The following is a 21,642-nucleotide window of genomic DNA, read 5'->3' on the forward strand; positions in this document are numbered from 1 at the left end:
CCTAGTCTTGGACCGACAATATGAAATAGATGATTTTTCTTGTGCTTTAGCAGCGGCTGAGCCATGCTGTTTTGCATATAATCCATAAATATCAATGAGAAAGAACTTCAGATGACGAATAAGAAAACCGCTGCAAAAGACGCTGACGCATCGACCACCACAGCCGAAGTCGGCGCTCCTGCGGCACCGGTTGTGAACTGGGATGATAGCCAAATGCAGACCACTTATGCGAACGTGGTAAATGCCTCCTCAACGCGTGAGGAAGTGACGCTTTTGTTCGGATCTAACCAGACATGGAACCCTGCTGCGGGTAAAGAATTTGATGTGCGGCTGGAAGAGCGGATTATTCTCAATCCGCATGCCGCAAAGCGACTGTTTGTTTTGATGGGCGCTGTTCTGTCTCAATATGAAAGTCGCTTTGGCGAGATCAAGCTCGACGGGTTGGCCGCTGCTGCGGCTGCGGGTGGGCAAAAAGCCAAGGGCGGAGACGCCTGAGCGGCTGATCCTTTCACAATCCGCCGCCTTGCGGGGAGTAGATTATGAGTAGGCCCCCACCTGACCGGTCCGGCGCGTCGGAAACCCCGAAGGCCCAGGACGACACTGTTTCGATTCTGGACAAGGCTCTGTGGTCACGATTTTCTGACGATCTTGATCTGGATGATTTTGCGCGGGTCTGGCTTGCGCTTGCCGTGCGAACGCTTGGGCCGTGTGCGGCTGGCGCGGTCGTGGTGATGATGCCGCACGGTCTTGTGCCTATCGCTCTGTGGCCGCAGGGGGGCAGTCCGGGCCACACCATCATGAACACGGTCGAAGCTGCTCTTGAAGAGGAGCGGGGCGTTGTGCGGTCGGGGACATGTTTGGCTCTGCCGTTGATCGTTGATCAAGAGGTACATGGCGCGATCTGTCTGGAATTCCAGACGAAACCAGATGACCCTACTGCGGTGCTTCATGCCATGCGCTGGGCGAGCGGTTGGCTCATAGCGGCGCTGCGCCGTGATCTGGCATTTTCCGAAGATCGCGATCGCGCAAAAGCATCCTTGGTTCTCGACACGATTGGCGCGGTGCTAGAGGCGAACTCGTCGCGGTCGGCCATGTTGGCTGCCTGCAACCTTCTGGCGCGTGAGTTGGACTGCGCATATGTTGCGATCGGACGCGCGACACAGAGACGGCGGATGAAAGTCACAGCCTTGTCCGATGTCTCGGAGCGCCCGCGCGAGACCACCCATGCACAAGCTATCGCTTTGGCGATGTCTGAGGCATTTTACCAAGAAGGCTCAGTGCTTTATCCGCCGCGAGACTCTCAGGATTTCATGGTGGCGCAACATCATGCCGCCTTGCTGCGTGAGGCAGGCATGGGCGAGCTTTTGTCAGTCGCCCTTTTTTCTGGCGCGAACGGGAAAGCCATTGGTGCTTTGCAGCTTGCAAAGCCAGCAGGTGAGAGTTTCTCGGAGCAAGACTTAATGGTTGCCGAGGGCGTTGGCGCGGCACTGGGTGCTTTGATAGACGAACGTGAACAAGGTGAACGTGGCGTGCTGCGTGTGCTGTGGCAAAGCGGCCGTCAGGCCCTAGGCCGCTTGTTGGGAGCAGGCTATTTGGGCCGCAAACTGGCAGTGTTGACGCTTGCTGGATTGATTGCGTTTTTCTGGTATGCCAAAGCGGATTTTCGCGTTGTGGCACAGTCGGAAATTCAGGGCGAAATCGTGCGGATGATTGTCGCGCCGTTCGACGGGCATATCGCTGAACAATTCGTCCGTGCCGGTGACATCGTGCAAGAAGGCGAGCCGCTGCTGGGCCTTGACCAGCGTGATCTGCAGATCGAATTGACCCGTTGGCTCACAGATGTGGGCCGGTATGAGGGGGAGTATGACCAAGCGCTTGCAGAGCGTTCAGCCGCAACTGCGCGCATCGCATCGGCCAATATCGAGCAGGCCCGCGCAAAGGCGGAACTGACGCAGCGCCAATTGGATCGTGCTGTTTTGCGCGCGCCTTTTGATGCGGTCGTGATTGAGGGCGATCACAGCCAGTCTCTCGGAGCGGCAGTGCGTTTGGGGCAACAACTCTTCCGTCTGGCTCCGCTGGACAGTTACCGTGTCGCGCTGGAGGTTGAGGAACGCGACCTCGATCAAGTGCGGATCGGCCAGACCGGTTCGCTTGTTCTTGCGCCCTTGCCAGACCAGAAATTCGAATTCAAGCTCACCCAGATTACACCGAGGATGAATGCCGAAGGCGGGCGTAACTTTGCCATTGTAGAGGCGCAGCTGACCGAAACTTCAGGCGATTTGCGGCCCGGAATGCGCGGCATCGGTAAAGTCCAGGTTGAAGAGCGGTTGTTGATCGATGTCTGGACACGGCCGATCATAGATTGGGCACGACTGGCCATTTGGCGCTGGACGGGCTGAGAGGATGGCCGCCGGATTTGAAAGCCCGATATGGTACCGCGCAGCACATCTACGCCCGTGGCTTGCTCCGCGCACCGAGATTACGCGACAGGTGTTTCGTGGTGTTGAATGGTTCGTTATGCGCGATCCCCTGTCAGGCAAATTTTGTAGATTGTCGGACAGCACGCATTGGGTCGTGGCCCAGATGGACGGCAAGCGCACCATTGGTGAAATCTGGGACATCACCTGTACGGAGCTGGGTGAGACTGCGCCCACGCAAGATGAAATGCTCAGCACGATTGCGCAGCTCAGCTCGATTGATCTGCTGGTAACAGATGGAATGCCCGACAATGACCGGCTGGTTGAGCGGGCGTTAAAAAAGGAAGGCAAAGGGCTGGTTGCGCGATTTATGAACCCGCTGGCGCTGCGGTTTCCACTGATGGATCCGGACCGGTTACTAACGGAATGCTGGCCGCTCGCGCGACCGTTTTTTACGATCTGGGGCGGGCTATTATATCTGCTGCTTCTCGGCGCTGGTGCTGTGACGGCGGTACAGCATTGGGACGCGTTGACCGAAAACCTGATCGACCGTGTGCTGGCCACAAATTCGCTCATCGCGCTGGTCATGGTCTATCCGGTGGTCAAACTCCTGCATGAGCTGGGCCATGGGTTTGCGCTAAAGAAATTTGGCGGCGAAGTGCGCGAAGTTGGCCTGATGTTTCTTGTGTTTATCCCCGTGCCCTACGTTGACGCGTCTGCGGCTTCTGGATTTCCGGACAAACGCGCACGGATTCTGGTTAGTGCGGCGGGCATCATGGTTGAGCTGGGGCTGGCTGCGGGCGCAATGCTGCTGTGGGTCGAGCTGGAGCCGGGACTGTGGCGGGCGGTTGCATTTAATACGATGGTCATCGGCGGGATTTCAACGCTGCTTTTCAATGGTAACCCGCTCTTGCGCTTTGACGGGTACTTTGTGTTGGCGGACGCGATTGAAATCCCCAATCTTGGCAACCGGTCGAACCAATATCTGGGTTATCTGATCCAGCGTTATGCCTTTGGCATTGCCGATGCGCGGTCTCCAGTGCGGGCGCGCGGCGAAAAAGGATGGTTCTTTTTCTATTCTATCGCAGCGTTTTGCTATCGGATCGTGATAACGGTGACGATAATCTCCATTGTGGCTGTGCGTTTTTTCATAGTCGGCATCGCGCTGGCGATCTGGTCTTTGACGTTGATGTTTATTGTGCCGATGCTCAAACACTTGAAGTTTGTTGTGGTTGGAGATCGGCTGCGGGGGCGGCGGGGCAGGGCGTTTGCGGTCAGTGGGATTGTGATTTGTGCACTTGTGCTGTCACTGGGGGTGATCCGGGTCCCGTACCGGACGATGGCCGAAGGCGTGGTGCATTCCACTCGTGACGAGACGGTTTATGCTGAGGCCGAAGGCATGATCGAGCAGGTCGTCAGTGCCTCTGGCGATCATGTCGCGCAGGGTGCAGTTATCCTGAAACTTTCCGATCCCTATGCGGATGCTAGTCTGCGTGCCGCCGAGGCGGAGTTCCGTAAATATAGCTACCGGTACGAACAAGCCCTAAGCGAGAGTGCCTATGATATGCAGCTGTGGAAGGCGCAGTCCGTGCGCGCAGAGCAGGAGCTGAACATCCTGCAAAGCCTTGCTGTTGCGCGGGATGTCGTGTCGCACCGGGCAGGAGAGCTTGTTTTGCCGAATGCCGGTGATCTTGAAGGGCGTTTTTTGCGGCGGGGTGATGTTATCGGCCATGTGGTTGATCCGGCCTCCATCGTCGTGCGCGTAGCGGTGTCCCAAGACAAGGCCGACCTTGTCAGGGCCCGCACGCTGGGTGTTGAAATGCGTCCTGCGGATGCGCCTGAAAACCGGTTTGAGGCGCGTGTTGCCAGAGAAGTGCCTGCAATCGGATATGAACTGGCCTCGCTCGCTTTGACGACCGAGGGAGGGGGGCAGTTCTCGCTTGATCCTGTCGCAAACGGTGCAGCGGTGGCGCTGCAACCGGTGATGCAGTTTGATCTGGAACCGGTAGCGGCACCACCCAGTTTAGTGTTAGGCATGCGCGTCCATGTGCGTTTTGACCACGGGGCAGAGCCGTTGGTTCAGCGCGGATGGCGCCGGTTGCGGCAACTTTTCTTGCGACGTTTCAATGTTTGATCAGGTTTCCCCCTCGCCAACCAAGGCGCAAGCCGTTGCAGGACTTAGCCTTTTTCGGCAAATGGTACCTGCACAAGGGGCCGAGCAGCCGCTGGACTGGCGCTTTACGTTGAAGTGGGTGATAGCACAGGGGACCCAGCCGGTTGTCGCTGTTGCCACACGTCGGCGCATGATGTGGCTTGCGCGTGGCATCGCCCGTCAGGCACGCAAGCTCAGCCATCTTGAGGACGACGTCCTATTGGCCCGCATCGAGACGGCAAGAGAGCGGGCAGATCTGCGCAAGCCGCTGTCTCGCCCTGCGCGGCACTTGCTGGCGCTTCTATGCGTCCTCACACAACGCAAGCTTGGCTTTATGCCGTTTCGCAGCCAGATCGCCGGTGTCTTGGTTCTGGTCTCGGGACGGCTCGCCGAGATGGAGACGGGATCGGGCAAGACGCTCACCGCCTCAGTCGCCGCTGTGATGATCGCCCTGATGGGCGAACGCGTCCATGTCATTACGGCCAATGACTACCTTGCCGCACGCGATGCTGAAACCTTGTTGCCTCTTGCTGAGGCTTTGGGCCTTCGGGTCGGGCTGATCACTGCTGATATCGAGCATCAGAACCGCGCCGCTGCCTACCGCTGCGCGATCACCTATGGATCCAATCAGGAGATGGCATTTGACTATCTGCGCGACCGCATCCGGCTGACCGGAGAAGTCGGGCCGCTGCGGCTGACCTTTGACATGATCAGTGCGCAGACCCCGCGTGGCGCGGGTATTTCGATGAATGGATTGCCTTTTGCGATCGTGGATGAGGCGGACTCTGTTTTGATCGATGAATGTCGCACGCCGCTTATCCTGTCGGCAACAGCTCAGCCTGATCCTGACTGGGCGGCAGCGGCGTGGCACTTGGCACAGTTGCTGGTCGAGGGGCGCGATTTTGTCGTGAACCGTTCTGGTAGGCAGATTGAGTTGACCGCCTCCGGCCGCCGTGCCCTGACCCGTGAGGCAGAAGAGATGGGGGGCATTTGGCGCAACACGGCGCGCCGCGAGAATGCCGCCACGCTTGCCCTGTCGGCGCGCTATCTTTTTGACCGCGATGAGCATTATTTGATCGAAGACGGCACAGTAAAGCTGATTGATGAATACACTGGTCGGGTCTCACCTGATCGGGCTCTGTCGGACGGTCTGCACCAATTGATTGAGCTCAAGGAAGATGTCGAGATCACGGGACGCCGAGAGGTGCTCGGACGCATGACCTATCAGAGGTTTTTCCGCCGATATCGCAGACTGGCGGGCATGACGGGGACGGCGCGCGAAGTTTCGGCCGAGTTACGCGCGGTCTATGGATTGTCTGTGGTGCCTGTCCCGCCCCCGCGGGCGTCGAGGCGCAAATATGGACGTGGACGTATTTTGCGCAACGAAGCGGTGAAGTGGGACAAGGTCGCCGCACGTGTGGCCAAGCTGCATGCAAAGGGGCGTCCTGTTTTGATTGCAACCCGTACGGTGCGGGCCAGTGCTGCGGTCTCTGCACGTCTGACGGAAGCAGGATTGCCGCATGAGTTGCTGAATGCCGCGCAATCTGGTCAGGAGGCCGAGATTATTGCCGCTGCCGGACAGCTTGGCGCGATCACTGTTGCGACCAATATGGCGGGGCGTGGCGTAGATATCGGTTTGGCGACACAGGTAAGGGCCTTGGGCGGGATGCACGTGCTCTTGACGGAACTACACGAAGCACGGCGCATCGACAGGCAGGTGATCGGACGCTGTGCACGGCAGGGCGATCCGGGTAGTTGCGAGGCATTCGTCAGTTGGGAGGACCCACTGATCAGCAGCTTTGGCCGCGCGCGCATATTGCGGTGGGTGCAGGGGGCAAAGGCGTTCCACCGCGCACAGGCGCGCGCAGAGCGGTTGCATGCACGCGCGCGCACGGACTTACTGCGGCATGATTTGCGCCGTGAAGAACAATTTGGATTTGCTGGGAGAGTAGAATGATCAGGGCATCGGCGCGAAACCTTACAGGTGTGGTTCTTGCGGCCACTGTCAGCCTGACGGCGATTGTGAACAGCGGTCAGGCAGAGGCACAGCAAGCGGGTACGGAGCCGTTGATAGATCTGGATTGTCTGATCGAGCCACGCTCGATCGCGGACCTTTCTGCAGCAACAGACGGCATTATTTCCGAGGTTTTGGTCAAACGGGGGGACCGTGTCAAAGTGGGGCAGGCTTTGGCGCAGCTTGATGACCGTCTTGAAACCCTCCAGATCGACCTTGCGCAAGCGCGGGCATCCTCTGACGTAAACTTGCGGGCGCAAATCTCGCGTTTGGAACTGCGTCAAACGGAATTTGATCGCGCTTTGCAGCTTGAGCAGCGCAATGTAGCGGCCGTCGCTCTGCGTCAAAGCGCGGAGATCGAACTGGCACTTGCCAAGCTGGCCGTAGAGGAAGCGGAGTTGGATCAGAAAGTTGCATTGATTGAGCTGGCGCAAGCGACGCAAGTGCGCGACCGGCGCGTTCTTCGCAGCCCCGTTGATGGCATTGTAATAGCGATCCTTGCTGCCAAGGGTGAATTTGCCAATGAGCAAACGCCTATTGTTACAGTGGCGGAAACGAACCCGTTGCATGTGGGTGTATTCGCACCGATCACAGCTTTCGGTCGGGTCTCTGTAGGGACCACGCGCCAAGTGCGCCAGGTCTTGCCATTTGACCGCAGCTTTGAGGCTGAGGTCACTGTTGTAGATAGTGTTTTTGATGCCGCAAGCAGCACCTTTTTTGTAAGACTCGAACTGCCAAATCCCAACGGCGATATCCCTGCAGGCACAAAATGCCGTGTTAAACTATAAACGGCTGGTGTAGCCACGAATTTGCAAACCCCATACAAGGGGAAGATGAAAATCTGTCGCACACCGCAGCTCCTGAATTTTGGGGATTGGGAAAGGATGTTTGAAATAGCCGTCACTCGCTGGATTGGGTGACTGGACGATACCATTCATCAAAGAAAAGCCATGCATATAGAGATCGATTTGAGCGTTCACTATGCCTGATGAGAGTAGCTTCATTGACGTGCAGCACCCTGTAAGAATAGCCGCTCTGAAACAATGACCCCCTAGAAACGACCGTGCCCGTGAAGGTCCCCTAATTGCCGTTCTTGTCGGTCAACAAAACTGGTAAGGCCGAGGTCGAAACGGTTGTCGCCTTCTGGGTCAAAAGCTGTGCTCCCGGATTGCCATAGACCCTATCGTTGATATCGATACGCGTATGCGGCTTTGGGGACCACATGCCTTTAGCACGTACGCTTTGGAGAGATGTGCATGCCTTTGGGTGCATTAGTATGGCCGATTTGAAAACTGGCCCCTGAATTCTTCGCAGAAATCATCAACCTTAACGGGAACATAGCTCCTTTCCGCTGAATCCATCCGGCGACCTTTTCAGCGTTTGCGCAAGTCTCGCACGGTAATTCGTGATCTTGGAATAGTTAAAATTCTCTTAAAGGCGTCTTGAATATGCAACCTGAAGGTGGTTTCACTTGACGAAATGTACATAAAATTCACCGCGAAATTGTCGCAAAGCTGTCTTAATGTCCGGCTATGCGAAAGATCAGTAAACCTATCCGAATGTGCTTTTTCGGAACGTTGTATGAGCATGTACTGGGTGTAACGACTGGCGATCATGCGTTCTTAGCGCGGTGGAACGTATAAATTAACGAATGGAGCAGTAAATGGAAAATACTTGGTACGCTATCGGTGAGAAGCCAGCAGGTTTGACAGAGGCCCAGATCCTCCATGTTGAAAGCGATCAGTCTGCAACTTACTCGGTTTCCGCGGCTATTGAGTTTGTCCATATTTGCCTGGATCTTGATCGGGTCGTCGCTGGTGATCGTGACGGAAATGATCTTGTTATTAAGCTGACCAACGGTGAAATAATCCGTCTGGAGGGCTATTTCCTGCAGGCTGGTGATTTGCCTCCGATTGATTTCGATGATTGTGCCGGTTTCCCGCTGGCGGCGCTGCTCGGTGGTTTGGGACTGTCTGCTTTAGCCCTTGGGGGCGCTTCTGGTGGTGGAGGGGGGGCTGATCCTATTCCTGCACCGACGGTTGAGGTTGCCGAGGAAAATCCGGACGGCACTGTTTCTGTTGTGGGCACCGCGGGTATTCGTTCGACTGTTACGGTCACATTTCCATCCGGTGAAACGGTCGTTGTGGTTGCCGATTTTGAAGGGAACTACGCTGCTACGTCGACTGAAACCCAGCCAGATGGCACAGTTACTGCAACACAGGTTTTGGAAGGTGGCACCCAGTCGAGCGGTCCCGGTGTGGACGATTTTGTTGATGGCCCACTACTGCCGCCGACCATTGATACTGTTTTGCCGGCCGGTGATGGTACTGTTACGGTCATTGGTATGGCTTCAGCGAATGCTGAGGTTACAGTTACCTTTCCAACAGGTGAGACCGTCATCGTTACTGCAGATGGGGCAGGTGAATATACAGCCACTTCTACAACTCCACAGCCGGTTGATGGTATTGTAACAGCTACCCAAATCGAAGAAGGCGGTACAGAAGCGAGCGGACCTGCAGAGGGATTGTATCAGGACGACGTTCCTCCGGTCGTCGATATTTCCAGCATTAATTCCACTACGATTGATGGTGATGTGGTCGTTTCGGGCACATCTGATGAGCCAAATGCACCCGTAGTTGTAACCTTGGTAGACGGTACATCTGTCGCTACGACAACAGATGCCAATGGCAATTACTCTGTGACTTTCGAAGGCCCGGTAGACGACCAAGATGTAACTGTTGTCGTGACTGATGAGAGCGGCAATGAAGGTACGGCAACAGGGGCGATCAACGACGTGACGCCGCCGGTGATCAGCATCGATACGGTGGACAGCACGGCAACGGACGGCACGGTTGTGATCTCCGGCAGCTCGACGGCGCCGAACGAGGTTGTGACGCTGACGCTGGCGGACGGCTCGACGGTCACGACGACCTCAGCGGCGGATGGCAGCTACAGCTTCACGCTGGCGGGTCCGGTGGACAACCAGGCGATCACCACGGATGTGTCCGACAACAACGGCAATGCCGCGGTGACGGCAACAGGGGCGATCAACGACGTGACGCCGCCGGTGATCAGCATTGATACGGTGGACAGCACGGCAACGGACGGCACGGTTGTGATCTCCGGCAGCTCGACGGCGCCGAACGAGGTTGTGACGCTGACGCTGGCGGACGGCTCGACGGTCACGACGACCTCAGCGGCGGACGGCAGCTACAGCTTCACGCTGGCGGGTCCGGTGGACAACCAGGCGATCACCACGGATGTGTCCGACAACAACGGCAATGCCGCGGTGACGGCAACAGGGGCGATCAACGACGTGACGCCGCCGGTGATCAGCATTGATACGGTGGACAGCACGGCAACGGACGGCACGGTTGTGATCTCCGGCAGCTCGACGGCGCCGAACGAGGTTGTGACGCTGACGCTGGCGGACGGCTCGACGGTCACGACGACCTCAGCGGCGGACGGCAGCTACAGCTTCACGCTGGCGGGTCCGGTGGACAACCAGGCGATCACCACGGATGTGTCCGACAACAACGGCAATGCCGCGGTGACGGCAACAGGGGCGATCAACGACGTGACGCCGCCGGTGATCAGCATTGATACGGTGGACAGCACGGCAACGGACGGCACGGTTGTGATCTCCGGCAGCTCGACGGCGCCGAACGAGGTTGTGACGCTGACGCTGGCGGACGGCTCGACGGTCACGACGACCTCAGCGGCGGACGGCAGCTACAGCTTCACGCTGGCGGGTCCGGTGGACAACCAGGCGATCACCACGGATGTGTCCGACAACAACGGCAATGCCGCGGTGACGGCAACAGGGGCGATCAACGACGTGACGCCGCCGGTGATCAGCATTGATACGGTGGACAGCACGGCGACGGATGGCACGGTTGTGATCTCCGGCAGCTCGACGGCACCGAACGAGGTTGTGACGCTGACGCTTGCGGACGGCTCGACGGTCACGACGACCTCAGCGGCGGATGGCAGCTACAGCTTCACGCTGGCGGGTCCGGTGGACAACCAGGCGATCACCACGGATGTGTCCGACAACAACGGCAATGCCGCGGTGACGGCAACAGGGGCGATCAACGACGTGACGCCGCCGGTGATCAGCATTGATACGGTGGACAGCACGGCAACGGACGGCACGGTTGTGATCTCCGGCAGCTCGACGGCGCCGAACGAGGTTGTGACGCTGACGCTGGCGGACGGCTCGACGGTCACGACGACCTCAGCGGCGGACGGCAGCTACAGCTTCACGCTGGCGGGTCCGGTGGACAACCAGGCGATCACCACGGATGTGTCCGACAACAACGGCAATGCCGCGGTGACGGCAACAGGGGCGATCAACGACGTGACGCCGCCGGTGATCAGCATTGATACGGTGGACAGCACGGCAACGGACGGCACGGTTGTGATCTCCGGCAGCTCGACGGCGCCGAACGAGGTTGTGACGCTGACGCTGGCGGACGGCTCGACGGTCACGACGACCTCAGCGGCGGACGGCAGCTACAGCTTCACGCTGGCGGGTCCGGTGGACAACCAGGCGATCACCACGGATGTGTCCGACAACAACGGCAATGCCGCGGTGACGGCAACAGGGGCGATCAACGACGTGACGCCGCCGGTGATCAGCATTGATACGGTGGACAGCACGGCGACGGATGGCACGGTTGTGATCTCCGGCAGCTCGACGGCACCGAACGAGGTTGTGACGCTGACGCTTGCGGACGGCTCGACGGTCACGACGACCTCAGCGGCGGACGGCAGCTACAGCTTCACGCTGGCGGGTCCGGTGGACAACCAGGCGATCACCACGGATGTGTCCGACAACAACGGCAATGCCGCGGTGACGGCAACAGGGGCGATCAACGATGTGACGCCGCCGGTGATCAGCATCGATACGGTGGACAGCACGGCAACGGACGGCACGGTTGTGATCTCCGGCAGCTCAACGGCGCCGAACGAGGTTGTGACGCTGACGCTGGCGGACGGCTCGACGGTCACGACGACCTCAGCGGCGGATGGCAGCTACAGCTTCACGCTGGCGGGTCCGGTGGACAATCAGGCGATCACCACAGATGTGTCCGACAACAACGGCAATGCCGCGGTGACGGCAACAGGGGCGATCAACGACGTGACGCCGCCGGTGATCAGCATTGATACGGTGGACAGCACGGCAACGGACGGCACGGTTGTGATCTCCGGCAGCTCGACGGCGCCGAACGAGGTTGTGACGCTGACGCTTGCGGACGGCTCGACGGTCACGACGACCTCAGCGGCGGATGGCAGCTACAGCTTCACGCTGGCGGGTCCGGTGGACAACCAGGCGATCACCACGGATGTGTCCGACAACAACGGCAATGCCGCGGTGACGGCAACAGGGGCGATCAACGACGTGACGCCGCCGGTGATCAGCATTGATACGGTGGACAGCACGGCAACGGACGGCACGGTTGTGATCTCCGGCAGCTCAACGGCGCCGAACGAGGTTGTGACGCTGACGCTGGCGGACGGCTCGACGGTCACGACGACCTCAGCGGCGGATGGCAGCTACAGCTTCACGCTGGCGGGTCCGGTGGACAATCAGGCGATCACCACAGATGTGTCCGACAACAACGGCAATGCCGCGGTGACGGCAACAGGGGCGATCAACGACGTGACGCCGCCGGTGATCAGCATTGATACGGTGGACAGCACGGCAACGGACGGCACGGTTGTGATCTCCGGCAGCTCGACGGCGCCGAACGAGGTTGTGACGCTGACGCTTGCGGACGGCTCGACGGTCACGACGACCTCAGCGGCGGATGGCAGCTACAGCTTCACGCTGGCGGGTCCGGTGGACAACCAGGCGATCACCACGGATGTGTCCGACAACAACGGCAATGCCGCGGTGACGGCAACAGGGGCGATCAACGACGTGACGCCGCCGGTGATCAGCATTGATACGGTGGACAGCACGGCAACGGACGGCACGGTTGTGATCTCCGGCAGCTCAACGGCGCCGAACGAGGTTGTGACGCTGACGCTTGCGGACGGCTCGACGGTGACGACGACCTCAGCGGCGGACGGCAGCTACAGCTTCACGCTGGCGGGTCCGGTGGACAACCAGGCGATCACCACGGATGTGTCCGACAACAACGGCAATGCCGCGGTGACGGCAACAGGGGCGATCAACGACGTGACGCCGCCGGTGATCAGCATTGATACGGTGGACAGCACGGCAACGGACGGCACGGTTGTGATCTCCGGCAGCTCGACGGCGCCGAACGAGGTTGTGACGCTGACGCTGGCGGACGGCTCGACGGTCACGACGACCTCAGCGGCGGACGGCAGCTACAGCTTCACGCTGGCGGGTCCGGTGGACAACCAGGCGATCACCACGGATGTGTCCGACAACAACGGCAATGCCGCGGTGACGGCAACAGGGGCGATCAACGACGTGACGCCGCCGGTGATCAGCATTGATACGGTGGACAGCACGGCAACGGACGGCACGGTTGTGATCTCCGGCAGCTCGACGGCGCCGAACGAGGTTGTGACGCTGACGCTGGCGGACGGCTCGACGGTCACGACGACCTCAGCGGCGGACGGCAGCTACAGCTTCACGCTGGCGGGTCCGGTGGACAACCAGGCGATCACCACGGATGTGTCCGACAACAACGGCAATGCCGCGGTGACGGCAACAGGGGCGATCAACGACGTGACGCCGCCGGTGATCAGCATTGATACGGTGGACAGCACGGCAACGGACGGCACGGTTGTGATCTCCGGCAGCTCGACGGCGCCGAACGAGGTTGTGACGCTGACGCTGGCGGACGGCTCGACGGTCACGACGACCTCAGCGGCGGACGGCAGCTACAGCTTCACGCTGGCGGGTCCGGTGGACAACCAGGCGATCACCACGGATGTGTCCGACAACAACGGCAATGCCGCGGTGACGGCAACAGGGGCGATCAACGACGTGACGCCGCCGGTGATCAGCATTGATACGGTGGACAGCACGGCGACGGATGGCACGGTTGTGATCTCCGGCAGCTCGACGGCACCGAACGAGGTTGTGACGCTGACGCTTGCGGACGGCTCGACGGTCACGACGACCTCAGCGGCGGATGGCAGCTACAGCTTCACGCTGGCGGGTCCGGTGGACAACCAGGCGATCACCACGGATGTGTCCGACAACAACGGCAATGCCGCGGTGACGGCAACAGGGGCGATCAACGACGTGACGCCGCCGGTGATCAGCATTGATACGGTGGACAGCACGGCAACGGACGGCACGGTTGTGATCTCCGGCAGCTCGACGGCGCCGAACGAGGTTGTGACGCTGACGCTGGCGGACGGCTCGACGGTCACGACGACCTCAGCGGCGGACGGCAGCTACAGCTTCACGCTGGCGGGTCCGGTGGACAACCAGGCGATCACCACGGATGTGTCCGACAACAACGGCAATGCCGCGGTGACGGCAACAGGGGCGATCAACGACGTGACGCCGCCGGTGATCAGCATTGATACGGTGGACAGCACGGCAACGGACGGCACGGTTGTGATCTCCGGCAGCTCGACGGCGCCGAACGAGGTTGTGACGCTGACGCTTGCGGACGGCTCGACGGTCACGACGACCTCAGCGGCGGACGGCAGCTACAGCTTCACGCTGGCGGGTCCGGTGGACAATCAGGCGATCACCACGGATGTGTCCGACAACAACGGCAATGCCGCGGTGCCGGCAACAGGGGCGATCAACGATGTGACGCCGCCGGTGATCAGCATCGATACGGTGGACAGCACGGCAACGGACGGCACGGTTGTGATCTCCGGCAGCTCAACGGCGCCGAACGAGGTTGTGACGCTGACGCTGGCGGACGGCTCGACGGTCACGACGACCTCAGCGGCGGATGGCAGCTACAGCTTCACGCTGGCGGGTCCGGTGGACAATCAGGCGATCACCACAGATGTGTCCGACAACAACGGCAATGCCGCGGTGACGGCAACAGGGGCGATCAACGACGTGACGCCGCCGGTGATCAGCATTGATACGGTGGACAGCACGGCAACGGACGGCACGGTTGTGATCTCCGGCAGCTCGACGGCGCCGAACGAGGTTGTGACGCTGACGCTTGCGGACGGCTCGACGGTCACGACGACCTCAGCGGCGGATGGCAGCTACAGCTTCACGCTGGCGGGTCCGGTGGACAACCAGGCGATCACCACGGATGTGTCCGACAACAACGGCAATGCCGCGGTGACGGCAACAGGGGCGATCAACGACGTGACGCCGCCGGTGATCAGCATTGATACGGTGGACAGCACGGCAACGGACGGCACGGTTGTGATCTCCGGCAGCTCAACGGCGCCGAACGAGGTTGTGACGCTGACGCTGGCGGACGGCTCGACGGTCACGACGACCTCAGCGGCGGATGGCAGCTACAGCTTCACGCTGGCGGGTCCGGTGGACAACCAGGCGATCACCACGGATGTGTCCGACAACAACGGCAATGCCGCGGTGACGGCAACAGGGGCGATCAACGACGTGACGCCGCCGGTGATCAGCATTGATACGGTGGACAGCACGGCAACGGACGGCACGGTTGTGATCTCCGGCAGCTCAACGGCGCCGAACGAGGTTGTGACGCTGACGCTTGCGGACGGCTCGACGGTGACGACGACCTCAGCGGCGGACGGCAGCTACAGCTTCACGCTGGCGGGTCCGGTGGACAACCAGGCGATCACCACGGATGTGTCCGACAACAACGGCAATGCCGCGGTGACGGCAACAGGGGCGATCAACGACGTGACGCCGCCGGTGATCAGCATTGATACGGTGGACAGCACGGCAACGGACGGCACGGTTGTGATCTCCGGCAGCTCGACGGCGCCGAACGAGGTTGTGACGCTGACGCTGGCGGACGGCTCGACGGTCACGACGACCTCAGCGGCGGACGGCAGCTACAGCTTCACGCTGGCGGGTCCGGTGGACAACCAGGCGATCACCACGGATGTGTCCGACAACAACGGCAATGCCGCGGTGACGGCAACAGGGGCGATCAACGACGTGACGCCGCCGGTGATCAGCATTGATACGGTGGACAGCACGGCAACGGACGGCACGGTTGTGATCTCCGGCAGCTCGACGGCGCCGAACGAGGTTGTGACGCTGACGCTGGCGGACGGCTCGACGGTCACGACGACCTCAGCGGCGGACGGCAGCTACAGCTTCACGCTGGCGGGTCCGGTGGACAACCAGGCGATCACCACGGATGTGTCCGACAACAACGGCAATGCCGCGGTGACGGCAACAGGGGCGATCAACGACGTGACGCCGCCGGTGATCAGCATTGATACGGTGGACAGCACGGCAACGGACGGCACGGTTGTGATCTCCGGCAGCTCGACGGCGCCGAACGAGGTTGTGACGCTGACGCTGGCGGACGGCTCGACGGTCACGACGACCTCAGCGGCGGACGGCAGCTACAGCTTCACGCTGGCGGGTCCGGTGGACAACCAGGCGATCACCACGGATGTGTCCGACAACAACGGCAATGCCGCGGTGACGGCAACAGGGGCGATCAACGACGTGACGCCGCCGGTGATCAGCATTGATACGGTGGACAGCACGGCGACGGATGGCACGGTTGTGATCTCCGGCAGCTCGACGGCACCGAACGAGGTTGTGACGCTGACGCTTGCGGACGGCTCGACGGTCACGACGACCTCAGCGGCGGATGGCAGCTACAGCTTCACGCTGGCGGGTCCGGTGGACAACCAGGCGATCACCACGGATGTGTCCGACAACAACGGCAATGCCGCGGTGACGGCAACAGGGGCGATCAACGACGTGACGCCGCCGGTGATCAGCATTGATACGGTGGACAGCACGGCAACGGACGGCACGGTTGTGATCTCCGGCAGCTCGACGGCGCCGAACGAGGTTGTGACGCTGACGCTGGCGGACGGCTCGACGGTCACGACGACCTCAGCGGCGGACGGCAGCTACAGCTTCACGCTGGCGGGTCCGGTGGACAACCAGGCGATCACCACGGATGTGTCCGACAACAACGGCAATGCCGCGGTGACGGCAACAGGGGCGATCAACGACGTGACGCCGCCGGTGATCAGCATTGATACGGTGGACAGCACGGCAACGGACGGCACGGTTGTGATCTCCGGCAGCTCGACGGCGCCGAACGAGGTTGTGACGCTGACGCTGGCGGACGGCTCGACGGTCACGACGACCTCAGCGGCGGACGGCAGCTACAGCTTCACGCTGGCGGGTCCGGTGGACAACCAGGCGATCACCACGGATGTGTCCGACAACAACGGCAATGCCGCGGTGACGGCAACAGGGGCGATCAACGACGTGACGCCGCCGGTGATCAGCATTGATACGGTGGACAGCACGGCAACGGACGGCACGGTTGTGATCTCCGGCAGCTCGACGGCGCCGAACGAGGTTGTGACGCTGACGCTGGCGGACGGCTCGACGGTCACGACGACCTCAGCGGCGGACGGCAGCTACAGCTTCACGCTGGCGGGTCCGGTGGACAACCAGGCGATCACCACGGATGTGTCCGACAACAACGGCAATGCCGCGGTGACGGCAACAGGGGCGATCAACGACGTGACGCCGCCGGTGATCAGCATTGATACGGTGGACAGCACGGCAACGGACGGCACGGTTGTGATCTCCGGCAGCTCGACGGCGCCGAACGAGGTTGTGACGCTGACGCTGGCGGACGGCTCGACGGTCACGACGACCTCAGCGGCGGACGGCAGCTACAGCTTCACGCTGGCGGGTCCGGTGGACAACCAGGCGATCACCACGGATGTGTCCGACAACAACGGCAATGCCGCGGTGACGGCAACAGGGGCGATCAACGACGTGACGCCGCCGGTGATCAGCATTGATACGGTGGACAGCACGGCGACGGATGGCACGGTTGTGATCTCCGGCAGCTCGACGGCACCGAACGAGGTTGTGACGCTGACGCTTGCGGACGGCTCGACGGTCACGACGACCTCAGCGGCGGACGGCAGCTACAGCTTCACGCTGGCGGGTCCGGTGGACAACCAGGCGATCACCACGGATGTGTCCGACAACAACGGCAATGCCGCGGTGACGGCAACAGGGGCGATCAACGATGTGACGCCGCCGGTGATCAGCATCGATACGGTGGACAGCACGGCAACGGACGGCACGGTTGTGATCTCCGGCAGCTCAACGGCGCCGAACGAGGTTGTGACGCTGACGCTGGCGGACGGCTCGACGGTCACGACGACCTCAGCGGCGGATGGCAGCTACAGCTTCACGCTGGCGGGTCCGGTGGACAATCAGGCGATCACCACAGATGTGTCCGACAACAACGGCAATGCCGCGGTGACGGCAACAGGGGCGATCAACGACGTGACGCCGCCGGTGATCAGCATTGATACGGTGGACAGCACGGCAACGGACGGCACGGTTGTGATCTCCGGCAGCTCAACGGCGCCGAACGAGGTTGTGACGCTGACGCTGGCGGACGGCTCGACGGTCACGACGACCTCAGCGGCGGATGGCAGCTACAGCTTCACGCTGGCGGGTCCGGTGGACAATCAGGCGATCACCACAGATGTGTCCGACAACAACGGCAATGCCGCGGTGACGGCAACAGGGGCGATCAACGACGTGACGCCGCCGGTGATCAGCATTGATACGGTGGACAGCACGGCAACGGACGGCACGGTTGTGATCTCCGGCAGCTCGACGGCGCCGAACGAGGTTGTGACGCTGACGCTTGCGGACGGCTCGACGGTCACGACGACCTCAGCGGCGGATGGCAGCTACAGCTTCACGCTGGCGGGTCCGGTGGACAACCAGGCGATCACCACGGATGTGTCCGACAACAACGGCAATGCCGCGGTGACGGCAACAGGGGCGATCAACGACGTGACGCCGCCGGTGATCAGCATTGATACGGTGGACAGCACGGCAACGGACGGCACGGTTGTGATCTCCGGCAGCTCAACGGCGCCGAACGAGGTTGTGACGCTGACGCTTGCGGACGGCTCGACGGTGACGACGACCTCAGCGGCGGACGGCAGCTACAGCTTCACGCTGGCGGGTCCGGTGGACAACCAGGCGATCACCACGGATGTGTCCGACAACAACGGCAATGCCGCGGTGACGGCAACAGGGGCGATCAACGACGTGACGCCGCCGGTGATCAGCATTGATACGGTGGACAGCACGGCAACGGACGGCACGGTTGTGATCTCCGGCAGCTCAACGGCGCCGAACGAGGTTGTGACGCTGACGCTGGCGGACGGCTCGACGGTCACGACGACCTCAGCGGCGGATGGCAGCTACAGCTTCACGCTGGCGGGTCCGGTGGACAATCAGGCGATCACCACAGATGTGTCCGACAACAACGGCAATGCCGCGGTGACGGCAACAGGGGCGATCAACGACGTGACGCCGCCCACGCTGACTATTGGCACACTTACATCAGATGACACAGGAAATGTGACTGTTCCTGGCACGACGACTGCGCCTGTCGGCTCAATTGTGACTGTTACGTTTGACGACGGGTCTTCTGCGACAGCGGTGGTTCAAGCAGGTGGTAGCTATACTGCAATCGTTGCTGGGCCGGTGGCTAACGGCAATGTGACGGCTAAAGTGTCCGACAATAACGGCAATGAAGCGACGGCTGTCGCACCGTTTGTTGATGCGACAGCGCCGGCAATCACCATCTCTGCTGCTGACGGGGCAAACCCTGACGGTACGCTGACTGTGACGGGGCAGACAGAACCCGGCGCATCGGTCCTGGTTACAATGCCGTCGGGTGAGACGGTCACTGTGACAGCGGACGGAACCGGCGCCTATGAGGCAACCTCAACCGGAGTTGAGCCGGATGGCAATGCGACCGCAGTTGCGACAGACATTAACGGTGTTTCATCTGGCACTGTCTCCGAAGCATATGACGCGGTACCGAATGGCGTTGTTGACGGGCTTGATACTGCCGAAGTGATGGGCGCTGGCTACACAGATGTCCAAGGTGATCAAATCGACGGAACAGACGGCCTGAACGATGTCATAAATGCCAACGGCGGTGACGATACCGTTAATGCGGGTCAGGGCGATGATACTGTTTACGGCGGTATCGGGAACGACTTTATCGTTGGTGACAACGACGCAGCGCCCGTGCCGAGTGTCGTACAGTCCGCGAACTACAATGTTATCTCGCTTGGTAATTTTGCGGATATTGACCCGATAGAGGGCAATATCGTAAATGAAAACAACACCAGCCTCGGTACGAATGCTTCCAATCCTTCGGGGCAGACCTATGGGACTGCGAATAGTCCGCTAAGCAAACGGGTTTTGCTCGCGATGACGAACGATGCGGATGGTGACGGTCAAATTGATAACAACGCGGGCTTTGTATCTGGTCTTACCAGCCCTCAAAATACCAACTCTGCGAATGAACAGATGATTATTGGCGGCGTGAGCAAAACGTTGGATGCGCTTACCGTTTATAATGCAATTGTTACGTTCGAAGATGGCACATCAGGGACTTTCACAGCCGTTATCATTCAGACTGTTGATGGAGAGGTCTATTTTGCTCCGGAGTTCTCAGTGAATGCGGATTCTGCCTTGTTGATGAGCAAGCCAATCCTTTCGTTTACTTTGCTTGATGTGGTCGTTGATGGTAACTTGGCAGCGCAGCGTCTTGCCATGGTTTTCCAAGACTCAGGCACCGGTAATGACTATCTTGATGGGGGCGATGGTGAAGACACCATTGAGGGGCGTGCCGGTAGTGATACGCTTGTCGGTGGTGAAGATGCTGACAGCCTTGATGGTGGGGCAGGTGACGATGACCTGATCGTTGGTGCCGGTGACATAGCTTTGGGTGGTAGCGGCGACGATGTATTCAGTGTGGATGGCACACTTGCGGGTACGGGTACCATTACCATCACCGGTGGTGAAACGGGCGAAGACCTTGGTGATCCCAGCAATGGTGGCTTTGGTGATGTTCTCGACCTTCGGGGCTTGGACAATGTTGTTGTCACCGCAAGTGGTGCGGAGTCAGGGACTGTGACCTTCGATAACGCTGCCGGAGGTTCTGTCACGATCAACTATTCGCAAATCGAAAACATCAACCTTGCGGGTCCACTTCCTCCCAAGATCAATGCGTCGGTCCGTGATCAAGCAAATTATGTTTCCGGGACTGGTGAGGCCGGAGCTGTTATTGCGCTTTCAGATTTCGCAACAGGAGCTATCGGAAGTGCAACTGTTCTTGCCGATGGGACATGGTCGATTGTGACAGCTGCGGCAATCGCAGATGGCGCCACGTTGTTTGCAACCCAAACTGATGGAGCAGGAACGAGTGGGATTGGGCTAACAACCGCGGTAATAGATACCGATGGTGACGGGTTCGGCGACACGTTTGATGAAGATGACGATGCTGACGGTATCAGTGATGCAGTCGAACTATCCGGTACACCAGCACAGGATGATATCGACAGTGACGGCATTCTGAACTCTGTTGATATCGACTCTGACGACGATGGTATCTGGGATGCCTATGAGGGCACGACCAACACCAGCGGTACCGGCCTGGCGGATTATCTGACCGAAGACAGCGACGGCGACGGAGAAACAGATCGCACCGAGGTTGATCTGGATGCAAGCGAAGTGGGTGCCGTAACGCTGGCAGATCCATACATAATCCTGAGCGATGACGGTCTGAACCTTGATCTTGGGAATGTATCGGGTAGCGGTCTTGTCTATATTGATATGGATGACGGCGTGAACGCACAGGATGTTACTCTGACGGCTGCCGATGTTCTTGCCGTTGCTTCAGGTGGTGAATTGATCATCAGTGGTGATGCCTTTGACACGGTTAACCTGACGACTGGCGAATACACGGCAACAGATAACCAGCGCTCCATCGAGGGTGAGGTTTATGACGTATATGTCGGGTTGAATGACACCACTCTGATCATCGACACAGAAGTCAGCGTGATCGAAAGCTAAGCTCTCATAGGCTTGAGTGAGAGGGCGCGTTGTGGATAAGTAA

6 protein-coding genes are annotated in these 21,642 nt (G+C 60.0%); all 6 read left to right on the forward strand.

Annotation, left to right across the window (positions count from 1 at the left end; genetic code table 11):
- Nucleotides 1–111: 111 nt before the first annotated feature.
- The 6 genes from K3757_RS05190 (at nt 112) to K3757_RS05215 (ending at nt 21,599) form a co-directional block, all read left to right on the forward strand.
- Nucleotides 112–495, forward strand: a complete 384-nt coding sequence (locus tag K3757_RS05190; RefSeq protein WP_259999902.1) for a DUF3467 domain-containing protein — start codon at nt 112–114, stop codon at nt 493–495.
- 44 nt (nt 496–539) lie between these two features.
- Entirely contained in the window at nt 540–2,399 is a 1,860-nt protein-coding gene (locus tag K3757_RS05195; protein WP_259999903.1) for an efflux RND transporter periplasmic adaptor subunit, read from the forward strand.
- 4 nt (nt 2,400–2,403) lie between these two features.
- Complete coding sequence (locus K3757_RS05200; RefSeq protein WP_259999904.1) at nt 2,404–4,551, forward strand: peptidase M50; 2,148 nt, start codon at nt 2,404–2,406, stop codon at nt 4,549–4,551.
- Nucleotides 4,544–6,526, forward strand: a complete 1,983-nt coding sequence (locus tag K3757_RS05205) for a hypothetical protein (RefSeq protein ID WP_259999905.1) — start codon at nt 4,544–4,546, stop codon at nt 6,524–6,526. The genes K3757_RS05200 and K3757_RS05205 overlap by 8 nt, the downstream gene beginning before the upstream one ends.
- Nucleotides 6,523–7,371 (forward strand): efflux RND transporter periplasmic adaptor subunit, encoded by an 849-nt coding sequence (locus K3757_RS05210; RefSeq protein ID WP_259999906.1) that lies wholly within the window; start codon nt 6,523–6,525, stop codon nt 7,369–7,371. Before K3757_RS05205 ends, K3757_RS05210 begins: the two co-directional genes overlap by 4 nt.
- 875 nt (nt 7,372–8,246) lie before the next feature.
- Nucleotides 8,247–21,599, forward strand: a complete 13,353-nt coding sequence (locus K3757_RS05215; RefSeq protein ID WP_259999907.1) for an Ig-like domain-containing protein — start codon at nt 8,247–8,249, stop codon at nt 21,597–21,599.
- The last annotated feature ends 43 nt before the right edge of the window (nt 21,600–21,642 follow it).

It is taken from the genome of Sulfitobacter sp. S223, assembly GCF_025143825.1.
Taxonomy (GTDB): Bacteria; Pseudomonadota; Alphaproteobacteria; order Rhodobacterales; family Rhodobacteraceae; genus Sulfitobacter.

Excerpts from the sequence above, each read along its gene's own strand:
- K3757_RS05190 (WP_259999902.1), top strand. The coding sequence starts at position 112 with ATGACGAATAAGAAAACCGCTGCAAAAGACGCTGACGCATCGACCACC.
- K3757_RS05195 (WP_259999903.1), top strand. The coding sequence starts at position 540 with ATGAGTAGGCCCCCACCTGACCGGTCCGGCGCGTCGGAAACCCCGAAG.
- K3757_RS05200 (WP_259999904.1), top strand. The coding sequence starts at position 2,404 with ATGGCCGCCGGATTTGAAAGCCCGATATGGTACCGCGCAGCACATCTA.
- K3757_RS05205 (WP_259999905.1), top strand. The coding sequence starts at position 4,544 with ATGTTTGATCAGGTTTCCCCCTCGCCAACCAAGGCGCAAGCCGTTGCA.
- K3757_RS05210 (WP_259999906.1), top strand. The coding sequence starts at position 6,523 with ATGATCAGGGCATCGGCGCGAAACCTTACAGGTGTGGTTCTTGCGGCC.
- K3757_RS05215 (WP_259999907.1), top strand. The coding sequence starts at position 8,247 with ATGGAAAATACTTGGTACGCTATCGGTGAGAAGCCAGCAGGTTTGACA.